This window comes from Streptomyces sp. MB09-01 (assembly GCF_033794505.1).
Taxonomy (GTDB): domain Bacteria; phylum Actinomycetota; class Actinomycetes; order Streptomycetales; family Streptomycetaceae; genus Streptomyces.
In genome coordinates this window covers 1-9503 of sequence record NZ_JARAYQ010000292.1, presented here as the reverse complement: position 1 = coordinate 9503, position 9503 = coordinate 1, and the positions used below count along the sequence as shown (strand labels likewise).

Sequence of the window (9503 nt, the reverse complement as noted above, 5' to 3'; positions counted from 1 at the left end):
GTTTCTGGTTTTCGTGCGTGTCCGTGTGGGTGGATTGGTGGATAAGGGACAGGGTCCGTGCCGAGCCGGGCCGCCAGGTCCCGGCGTACGGCGTCGTACGCGGCCAGCGCCTCCGCCGGGCGGCCGGCGTCGCGCAGCGCCCGGATGCGCAGCGCCTGCAGCGGCTCGTCCAGCGGCTGCTGCGCGCACAGCGCGGTCAGCTCCGGCAGGGACCGCTCGGCCCCGCCCAGGGCCAGGGCCGCCGCGAGCCGGCCCCGGCGCGCGTCCATCCGTACGGCCTCCCAGCGCGCGGACTCCGCGCCCGGGTCGGGCAGGTCGGCGAGGGCCGGTCCGCGCCACAGGGTGAGGGCCTCCTCGTACCGGGCGGCGGCTTCGGCCGGGTCCCGCGTCTCGGCCGCGGACCGGGCGAGGCGCTCGAAGCGGTACAGGTCGACGTCCTCGCGTTCGGCGGCGAGCTGGTAGCCGCCCTCCGCGGAGCGCACGGCCGCGTGCCCGAGGGCCCGCCGCAGCCGGGCGACCAGCGCCTGCAGGGCCGCCACCGCGTCGGCCGGCGGGTCGCCGTCCCACACCTCGGCGACCAGCAGCGCGGCCGGCACCACCCGCCCCGGCCGCAGCGCGAGCGCGGTCAGGAGCGCCCGCAGGCGCGCTCCGCCGACGGCGACGGGGGTCCCGTCGTCGTGGATGGCCTGGGCGGTGCCGAGAATCGCGTAACGCACCGGCCCATTGTCCCCGGACCCCGCCCCGGCCCCGAACCGTTTTCCCTTCGGCGGCCGGGATAGGTTTCCCGGCATGGGTCATCAGGGCAGCCGCGGCGAGCGGCGGATCAGTTCGGTATTCCTCGGCGTCTTCGCCGTCATGGCCGTCACCGGCTGGGCCGTGTGGACGGGGTACTCGACGAGCACCGGGCTCGCAGTGTTCCTCTTCGTGACGTCGGCGTGGGTGGTCTCCCTCTGCCTGCACGAGTACGCGCACGCCCGCACGGCCCTGCACGGCGGCGACCTGTCGGTGGGCGCCAAGGGTTATCTGACGCTGAATCCGCTGAAATATTCGCACCCGCTGCTCAGCATCGTGCTGCCGGTGGTCTTCGTGATCCTGGGCGGGCTGGGCCTGCCCGGCGGCGCCGTCTACATCGAGCGCGGCCGGATCCGGGGGCGGTGGAAGCACAGCCTCATCTCGGCGGCCGGCCCGCTGACCAACGTGGCGTTCGCCGTCGTCTGCACGGCGCCGTTCTGGCTGGACGCCCTCGACGGGGTGCCGATGCCCTTCCGGTACGCGCTCGCGTTCCTGGCCCTGCTCCAGGTCTCGGCGGCGATCCTGAACTTCCTGCCGGTACCGGGCCTCGACGGCTACGGGGTCATCGAACCCTGGCTGTCGCACCGGGTGCGCCGCGAGGTGGAGCCGCTGGCGCCGTTCGGCCTGATCGCCGTCTTCGCGCTGCTGTGGATCCCGGAGATCAACGTCTTCTTCTTCGGCGTGGTGCGCGACCTGCTGTCCGCACTGGGCGTGTCGGACCTGGAGACGGACTGCGGCCACGCCCTCTACCGCTTCTGGCAGGACGCCGGCAGCTTCTGCGAGGCCCCCTGACGCGGGCTCCCGCCCGGCCGCCTACGAGGTCCGCGCGGCCTTCTCGGCCTTCGCCTTGCGCAGGTAGTACCAGGCCAGGTTGGACGTGAGCCCCGCGAGCAGCACCCACACGATCCCGAGGAAGCTGCCCTCCACGAAGGCGACGACGGCCGCGGCCACCGCAAGGACGCAGACGACAACGGCGAAGACGGCAAGGCGGGGCATGGGAAGAGCTCCTCGGGGACACGGAACGGGGTCGAGCCCCTCCAGTGTCCCCCATGCCCCGCAGTGCTGCCGTAAGGGCGGCGCCGAACCGCGGTCGTCCCGTTTTCCCCTTTGCCTGATCTCCTGCGCTGCTCGGCGTTACGGTTCGCCAGTGACGCGCCGTATCCGGGGCGCGACAGAACGAACATCCCGGCCCGCTCCGCCCGCGACGGACGACGCCGGCGAGTGGGGGGAAGACATGCAGGAGATCCCTAAGGGCGCGAACGTCAGCCTGACCGCCCTCAGCGAGGACGCCGGTTCGGTCGTCGTGAGTCTGGGCTGGACCAGCACCTCCGGAGCCGGCGATGCCGACGTCTCCGTACTGCTCCTGGACGGGAACGGCAAGGTCCGCAGCGAGAACGACTTCTACTTCTACAACAACCCCGCGGCCGCCGACGGCAGCGTGCAGCTCCTCGGAAAGACGCCCACCGCCAACGGGGACGAAGACCGCATCAGCGTGGACCTGACCGCCGTTGCGGATGACGTCACGCGGATCGTGGTGGCGGCCAGTCAGTACGGGGGCGCCCGCTTCGGGGACCTCGACGACCTGCGGATGACGGTCGCGGACCGGGCCGGGGAACCGCTCGTCGGCTTCTCGATCGAGGGCGCGGGCGTGGAGACGGCCTTCATCTTCGGTGAGCTCTACCGTCGGGGCGAGGAGTGGAAGTTCCGGGCCGTGGGGCAGGGGTACGAGACGGGACTCGCCGGGCTGGCCACCGACTTCGGCATCGTCGTCACCGAGGAGGCCGACGAACCGCCGGCGTCCGAGGAGGTGGGCGCGCCCGGTGATCCCGGCGAGCCGGACACTCCCGGAGTGGCGGCGGCGCCCGGGCTCGGCGCACCGGTCCCACCCGTCGCAACGGCCGATCGCGCTGCTCCCGGCCCCGCCGCCCCCGCCGCGGAGCCGGAACCCGCCGGCTCCACCGTGCCGGCCCAGACGCGCGGTCGCAGCCCACGCACGACGAAGAAGGTCACCCTGCCCAAGGTGGCCAAGAAGTCCCTGGCCGAGAACGACTCCTGGCCGACCGCGCGGCTGTTCCCGGTTCCCTCCCTCAAGAGCGACAAGGAGCGCGAAGTACGAGCGACCTCGGTCCTGCTGTCCGTCATGGCCCAGGTCCCCGAACTGGGGCGCCGCCTCACCGCCGCGTTCGGCGCCCCGGCCGGCCGCATGCAGACCTTCACCGAGGTGTCCCTGCCCCACGGCGACTCCCCGAAGCGCCCCGACGGTGTGATCCGGGTGGAACGCGCGGGCAGGCTGTGGACGGCGCTCGTGGAGACGAAGACGAACGGCAACCCGCTCAAGGCCGAGCAGGTCCAGCAGTACATGGACATCGCCACGCGCCGCGGCTACGAGGCGGTGATCACGCTGTCCAACGACGTGGCCCTCGAAGGGGCGGCCGTGGTCGACGTCAAGGTCGACGGACGGCGCAAGCACAAGGTCAGCCTGTGGCACCTGTCGTGGGCCGAGGTGGCGCACCAGGCCCAGATGCTGATCCGCCACGAGGGCGTCGGCAACGCCGCCCACGCGTGGCTCCTCCAGGAGCTCCTGGAGTACCTGCAGCACGAGAACTCGGGGTGCCACGGGTTCCAGAACATGGGCCCGGCCTGGGTTCCGGTGCGCAACGGCATCGACGACGAGACCATCGACCCCGCCGACGCCCGCGCCGTCGACGTCGTGGAGAGCTGGGAGCGGCTCATCCGGCAGGTCTGCCTGCGCCTCGGTGGGGAACTCGGGCAGAAGGCGCTGCCGGTGCAGCGGGCCCGGCGCGGCAGTGATCCGCGGGCCCGGCGGGTCACGGCGGCCGGGAGGCTGTGCACGGAGGGCCGGCTCTCCGCGGAACTTCGTGTCGACGGGACCGGCTCCGTCATCGCGGTCATCGCCGATCTGCGGACGGGGAAGGTCCGCACGTCCGTCGACATCCCGGCTCCGGAGGCGGCATATCCGCTGGCCGCGGCGAAGCGGCTGATGCGGCTGCTCTCCGACGCACCGGCGGATCTGCACGTTCAGAGCCTCGTCGAGGGTGAGAACGGGCCGCGCGGCACCCTGGAACGCCTGCGCCCCGAACCGGGCGATCTGCTGCCCAGGGACGGGGCCCCGCTCAGCGGGTTCCGACTGTCGTTGATCAAGGGGATGGGCAACAGCCGGGGCAATACCGAGTCCGGCTTCATCCGCAGCGTGGACGACGCCGTCGACCGCTTCTACCACGGTGTGGTGGCCCAGCTCGGCGCCGTCGAGGCGCGCCCCGGCCGGCGGGGCTGAGCACGGGGCGTGCCCGGCGGTCCGGCCCGACCAGGACCGCTCCGCCGGGCGTGCCCCGGCAAGGGGCTTACGTGCCCGTGGAAATCGCGGCTCAGACGTCCGTGATGCGCAGGCCCGCGTGGGCCTTGTAGCGGCGGTTGGTGGAGATGAGGTTGGCGACCAGGGATTCGACCTGGTGGGCGTTGCGCAGGCGGCCCGCGAAGACGCCGCGCATGCCGGGGATGCGGGCGGCGAGGGCCTGGACGGTGTCCGTGTCGGCGCGGGATTCGCCGAGGACCATCACGTCGGTGTCGATCTCGTCGATCGACTCGTCCTGGAGCAGGACGGCCGAGAGGTGGTGGAAGGCCGCCGTGACGCGGGAGTCGGGGAGGAGGGCCGCGGCCTGCTGGGCGGCGCTGCCCTCTTCGACCTGGAGGGCGTAGGCGCCCTGCTTGTCGAAGCCCAGCGGGTTGACGCAGTCCACGACGAGCTTGCCCGCGAGGTCCTCGCGCAGGGCTTCGAGGGTCTTGGCGTGGCCCTCCCACGGCACCGCGATGATCACGATGTCGCTGCGGCGCGCGCACTCGGCGTTGTCCGCGCCCTCCACGCCGAGGCCCAGTTCTTCGGCGGCGGTCCGGGCGCGGTCGGCGGCGCGGGAGCCGATGATCACCTTCTGGCCGGCCCTGGCGAGCCGGTAGGCGAGGCCCCGCCCCTGGTCGCCGGTGCCGCCGAGGACGCCGACGACGAGGCCGGACACGTCCGGCAGCTCCCACGGGTCCTTGACCGGCGGCTTCTGCGTGCTGTCTGAGGAAGTCATGGGGGCGAGGGTACTGCCGGGTAGCCCACAGTCGAAGGGAAGGGAACGCTCCCGTGCCGCTCCCCCCGGTCCCCTCCATGCGGCAGGATGCCCGATATGGATGCCGTGAGGGTCGCGCTGCTGCGCGAGGTGCTCGCCGGTACGCAGTGGCCGGGCGCCGCCCGCCGCTTCGCCGGTTCGCTGCGCCGGTCCGTCGTACCGGCCGGCGGGAACCTGCTGCTGGTGGGGACGGAGGGCTACGAGCCCTGGCACCTGGCGGCGCACCTGGTGGACGAGGCCGCCTGGTCGGGTCTGCCGGAGCTGGCGCCCACGCTCGTACGCCACCGGGTGCGGCCCGGGGAGCCCCCGCACCTGTCGGTGGGGCTGGGCAGGCTGGCGGCGGCCCGGCGCGGGCACACGCTGCTGGTGGTGGCGCCGGGGGAGCCGGGCGAGGGGCTGCTGGAGCGCGTCCACGAGGCCCGGCGGGCGGGGGCGACGGTCCTGTCCCTGGACGGCGGGGATCCGGATCTGGGCACGCTCGCGCACGAGGTGCTGTCGGTGCCGGAGGCCGGCGCCGAACTGGATCTGGACACGGTGCAGCACCTGGTCAGCGCGGCTGCCGGGGAGAACGGCCTGCCGGCGCAGCGCGGGCCGCGGCGCTTCCGGGACCGGCTGGCGCGGCTGGCCGACCAGTTGACCGCGCCGCCGCCCAGCCGCTGGTAGCCGGGACCGCGGGCGGTCGCCCGGCCGCCGGTGGCCCGGGCCGTCAGGAGGGCGTGCCCTCCTCTTCCTCGCGGGTCTTGTCGTTCCACTTGGGGTCGTTCTGCCACTCGAGGTTGCGTTCCTGCGCCGTCTCCATGGCATGGCTCGCCGCCTCGGGCGTCTCGTACGGGCCGAAACGGTCCTTCGCCGGGCACTCGGGGCCTTCTTCGACCTTGTTGTGGACCAGGCAGTAGTACCACTCGCCCGCTTTGCCCACCTGGCGCTTCTTGAACAGGGCCATCGTTGTCAGGCTCCTCTCGTTACCGCTCTCTGCCGCCATGCTGCCCCATCCCCGCTGGATACACTCGCTTGCATGTCTGGCCAGTCGCTGCTCGTACCAGGCGAGCTTTCTCCCGTCCGTTCCGTTCCCGGAAACATCCGCCGGCCCGAGTACGTGGGCAGGCCCGCGCCCACTCCGTACACCGGACCGGAGGTGCAGACGGCCGAGACCATCGAGGCCATGCGCATCGCCGGCCGGATCGCCGCCCAGGCGATGGAAGAGGCCGCCAAGCTGATCGCGCCGGGGGTGACCACCGACGAGCTCGACCGGGTCGCCCACGCGTACATGTGCGACCACGGCGCCTACCCCTCGACGCTCGGCTACCGCGGTTTCCCGAAGTCGCTGTGCTCCTCGGTGAACGAGGTCATCTGTCACGGCATCCCGGACTCCACCGTGCTGCGCGACGGCGACATCGTGAACCTCGACGTGACCGCTTACATCGGCGGGGTGCACGGCGACAACAACGCCACCTACCTGTGCGGGGAGGTGGACGAGGAGTCGAAGCTGCTGGTCGAGCGCACCCGCGAGGCGCTGAACCGCGCCATCAAGGCCGTCAAGCCGGGCCGCCAGATCAACATCATCGGCCGGGTCATCGAGTCGTACGCGAAGCGCTTCGGCTACGGCGTGGTCCGGGACTTCACCGGCCACGGCATCAACTCCTCCTTCCACTCCGGCCTGATCATTCCGCACTACGACAGCCCGCACGCCACGACCGTCATCGAGCCCGGCATGACCTTCACCATCGAGCCGATGCTGACCCTGGGCACCCACGAGTACGACATGTGGGCGGACGGCTGGACCGTCGTCACGAAGGACCGCAAGCGGACCGCGCAGTTCGAGCACACGCTGGTGGTGACGGACTCGGGGGCGGAGATCCTGACCCTGCCGTAGCCGGGGCCCTGGCGGGATCCCGGCCGGATCCCAGCCGATCCACCAGGCGGATCCGCCAGGCGGATTCTTTTACCGACAGGACGTCGGGAACACATTGACTTAGGCATGCCTAAGTAGGAGTATCAGGCGTGGCGGCCCTGCCGCCACGCCTGTTTCCTCTTCCTGGAGGTCCGCCTTGGACGCCTTCTCTACGGTCATCCGCGTCGCGTCGCACGAGCAGCACACCGAGGCCGAGACGTCGACCTTCATGAGCGACCTGCTCGGCGGACGGCTCGGCGTGGACGCGTACACGCGCTACACCGAACAGCTGTGGTTCGTGTACCGGGCCCTGGAGGATGCGGCCGAGTCCCTCAGGACCGACCCGGTGGCGGGACCGTTCATCCAGCCCGAGCTGATGCGCGTCGCCGAGATCGAGCGCGACCTCGCCCACCTGCTGGGCCCGGACTGGAAGGAGAACGTGGTGGCGCTGCCCGCGACGCAGGCGTACGCCGCCCGCGTGGCCGAGTGCGCGGCCGAATGGCCGGGCGGGTACGTCGCCCACCACTACACCCGCTACCTGGGCGACCTCTCCGGCGGCCAGATCATCCGCGACAAGGCCGAGCGCACCTGGGGCTTCGAGCGCAAGGGCGACGGCGTCCGGTTCTACGTGTTCGCGGACATCTCCAACCCGGCGGCCTTCAAGCGGACCTACCGCGAGCTGCTGGACGCGATCGCCGCGGACGACCTGGAGAAGCAGCGCATCATCGACGAGTGCAAGCGCGCCTTCGACTTCAACGGCGCGGTCTTCCGCGAGCTGGGCGAGGAGTTCCGGCTCAGCGCGTAGCCCCGGCGGGGCCGGCCCAGCGGACCGGAGGAGCCGGCGCAGGGCCGGCGCCTCGGCCCGTTCCACCCTGCGGTGCACGTGTACCAGGGCGAGGTGGAACAGGGCCGGGGCCACCGGCGCCCAGCGGTGGCCCCGGTCGGGGCGCAGCAGGTGGCGGGTCACCTCGGCCGAGCGGAAGGGAACGTACTCGACGCCCTGGTGCTCCCGGCGGTCGGGCACTCCCCTGCTCCTGCGCGTCCGGAGCTGCTCCCCCGTCAGCTCGGTCAGCCGCGCGCAGGTTTCTCCACCGGGACCCGGTCCCCCGCCTCGCCCACCCGGTCCTCCTCGGCCGCGATCTCCCCAGCCTCAAGGCGAACGATCACCTCTGGGGGGCGGCCGGTGTCACCGCCCGGGCGAAGCGGACGCGGCCGCCGATCTCGACGGTGCCGTCGGGGCCGGGGGCGGTGAGGATCTGGGAGCCGGCGCCCTGGGTGATGTTCAGGGCGCGGTTCAGCTGGGCCGTCAGCAGGATCGCCGCCGAGCCGGTGGCCTCGTCCTCGGTGATGATCCCGTCGGGGCGGCGCGGGAAGCCGCGGGCCCGCACGCGGCCCGCGGTCTCGTCCTCCCAGGCCCAGGCGTAGAGCCAGCCCTCGCCCGGCGGCGGGGCCGGGAGCGCCTCGACCTCGGCGACGGATCCGTACTGTTCGGTGCGCTTGCCCTCGACCCACTCGGGGCGGGCCGTGATCCAGGTGAACTCCCCGTCGTCCCGGGCCCATACGGATCCGGCAGGCGGCTGGAGCTCTTCGATGTCCAGCAACCAGGCGACCCCGACCAGCGGATGTCCCGCGAAGGACATCCTCGTGCCGGGGGTGCGGATGTCGACGACCCCGCGCTCGGGGTCGTCGACGAACACCGTCTCGCTGTAGCCGAGTTCGGCGGCCAGCGCCTGCCGGGACGCGTCGTCGGGGCAGGTCCGGCCGTCGCGTACGACACCGAGCAGGTTGCCGTACCGGCCGTCACCCGCGCAGAAGACCTTCAGCACGTCGAGATCGTTCACGCGGGAATTCAAGCACGGCTCAGACCTGGGCCGTGCGCCGCCTGCGCGCGAGGAACATCGCGCCCGCGCCGGCCGCGATCACCACGCCGGAGGTGGTGAGCAGGGCCGTGGCCGGGATCTCGGCGCCGGTGTCGGCGAGGTTGCCGCCGAGGGAGCCGCCGCCCACGGCGGCGCCCGTACCGCCGGTGGTGCCGGTGCCGCTCGTACCGCCCGTACCGCCGGTGGTGCCGCCTGTGGTCGTCGGCAGGGTGGCGTCCTTGTCCACGGCCACGGAGAAGGTGAGCGGGTCGATCGCGTCGCCCGCCTTGTACGGGGAGCCGGTTCTGTCGTTGGCGAAGGCCGCCGCGCCCTCGGCGGTGAAGGCGGCCGGGACGGCGTTCAGGGCGAGCACGCCGTTCTTGGTCTTGTAGTCGGTCTTCGACAGGTCGAGCGTGGCGAAGGGGACGGCCGTCTTGCTGCCGGAGGCGTTCTTGACGTCCAGGTACAGGGTGCCGCTCTTGCCGGTGGCGTCGACGCGGGGGCCGGCGAAGGTCATGTCGATGCCGTGGGCCGCGTACTGGAAGCGGAGGTTGCCCTCGAAGGAGGCGTTCAGCTTCTGCTTCTTGACGTCCAGCTCGCCCTTGCCGAAGGCGAAGTCGTAGAGGTCGCCGTTCTTGGCGGCCCCGCCGGCCGGGGTGATCGAGCCGGCGCCCAGCACGTACCTGCGGAAGGACTCCTTCACGCCCCACGTCAGCTTGCCGCTGAGGACCTTCTGCACGCCGTCGGCCGGAGCGGTGGGCCGCGGCGTGCAGAAGGTCCTCAGCGGCAAGCTGACGTGGGGCGTGAAGGAGTCCTTCCGCAGGTACGTGC

11 protein-coding genes are annotated in these 9503 nt (G+C 72.3%); 5 read left to right on the top strand and 6 right to left on the bottom strand.

Annotation, left to right across the window (positions count from 1 at the left end; all coding sequences use genetic code 11):
- On the bottom strand, positions 1-716 hold a 716-nt coding region (locus PV721_RS37135; RefSeq protein WP_319732300.1), incomplete at its 3' end, for an AfsR/SARP family transcriptional regulator.
- A gap of 73 nt (positions 717-789) precedes the next feature.
- On the opposite strand from PV721_RS37135, the gene PV721_RS37130 reads away from it, so the two are divergent.
- On the top strand, positions 790-1584 hold the full coding sequence (locus PV721_RS37130; RefSeq protein WP_319732298.1) for a site-2 protease family protein: 795 nt from the start codon (positions 790-792) through the stop codon (positions 1582-1584).
- Positions 1585-1605: 21 nt separating this feature from the next.
- On the opposite strand, the gene PV721_RS37125 is transcribed toward PV721_RS37130, so the two are convergent.
- On the bottom strand, positions 1606-1788 hold the full coding sequence (locus PV721_RS37125) for a hypothetical protein (protein WP_030723453.1): 183 nt from the start codon (positions 1786-1788) through the stop codon (positions 1606-1608).
- Positions 1789-2026: 238 nt separating this feature from the next.
- On the opposite strand from PV721_RS37125, the gene PV721_RS37120 reads away from it, so the two are divergent.
- Complete coding sequence (locus PV721_RS37120) at positions 2027-4087, top strand: TerD family protein (protein ID WP_319732294.1); 2061 nt, start codon at positions 2027-2029, stop codon at positions 4085-4087.
- A gap of 91 nt (positions 4088-4178) precedes the next feature.
- Here the strand turns inward: PV721_RS37120 and npdG are convergent, their stop codons facing one another.
- Positions 4179-4883 (bottom strand): NADPH-dependent F420 reductase, encoded by a 705-nt coding sequence (npdG, locus tag PV721_RS37115; protein WP_319732292.1) that lies wholly within the window; start codon positions 4881-4883, stop codon positions 4179-4181.
- A gap of 96 nt (positions 4884-4979) precedes the next feature.
- Between npdG and PV721_RS37110 the strand changes: the two genes are divergently transcribed.
- Positions 4980-5585 carry a hypothetical protein gene (locus tag PV721_RS37110; protein WP_319732290.1) on the top strand — a complete coding sequence of 202 codons (606 nt, stop codon included), beginning with the start codon at positions 4980-4982 and terminating at the stop codon, positions 5583-5585.
- A 43-nt stretch (positions 5586-5628) separates the two neighbouring features.
- Here PV721_RS37110 and PV721_RS37105 read toward each other — a convergent pair whose 3' ends face one another.
- The gene (locus tag PV721_RS37105; RefSeq protein ID WP_319732288.1) at positions 5629-5865 is read right to left on the bottom strand and encodes a hypothetical protein; all 237 of its coding nucleotides are present in this window, start codon (positions 5863-5865) and stop codon (positions 5629-5631) included.
- A 72-nt stretch (positions 5866-5937) separates the two neighbouring features.
- On the opposite strand from PV721_RS37105, the gene map reads away from it, so the two are divergent.
- Positions 5938-6795 carry a type I methionyl aminopeptidase gene (gene map / locus PV721_RS37100; RefSeq protein WP_319732286.1) on the top strand — a complete coding sequence of 286 codons (858 nt, stop codon included), beginning with the start codon at positions 5938-5940 and terminating at the stop codon, positions 6793-6795.
- A gap of 175 nt (positions 6796-6970) precedes the next feature.
- Positions 6971-7618, top strand: a complete 648-nt coding sequence (locus tag PV721_RS37095) for a biliverdin-producing heme oxygenase (RefSeq protein WP_319732285.1) — start codon at positions 6971-6973, stop codon at positions 7616-7618.
- A 358-nt stretch (positions 7619-7976) separates the two neighbouring features.
- On the opposite strand, the gene PV721_RS37090 is transcribed toward PV721_RS37095, so the two are convergent.
- Together PV721_RS37090 and PV721_RS37085 are read right to left on the bottom strand one after the other, a co-directional pair.
- Positions 7977-8654, bottom strand: a complete 678-nt coding sequence (locus tag PV721_RS37090; RefSeq protein WP_319732284.1) for a PhzF family phenazine biosynthesis protein — start codon at positions 8652-8654, stop codon at positions 7977-7979.
- A 19-nt stretch (positions 8655-8673) separates the two neighbouring features.
- Positions 8674-9503 (bottom strand): HtaA domain-containing protein (locus PV721_RS37085; protein ID WP_319732281.1); only part of this gene is annotated, 830 nt, incomplete at its 5' end.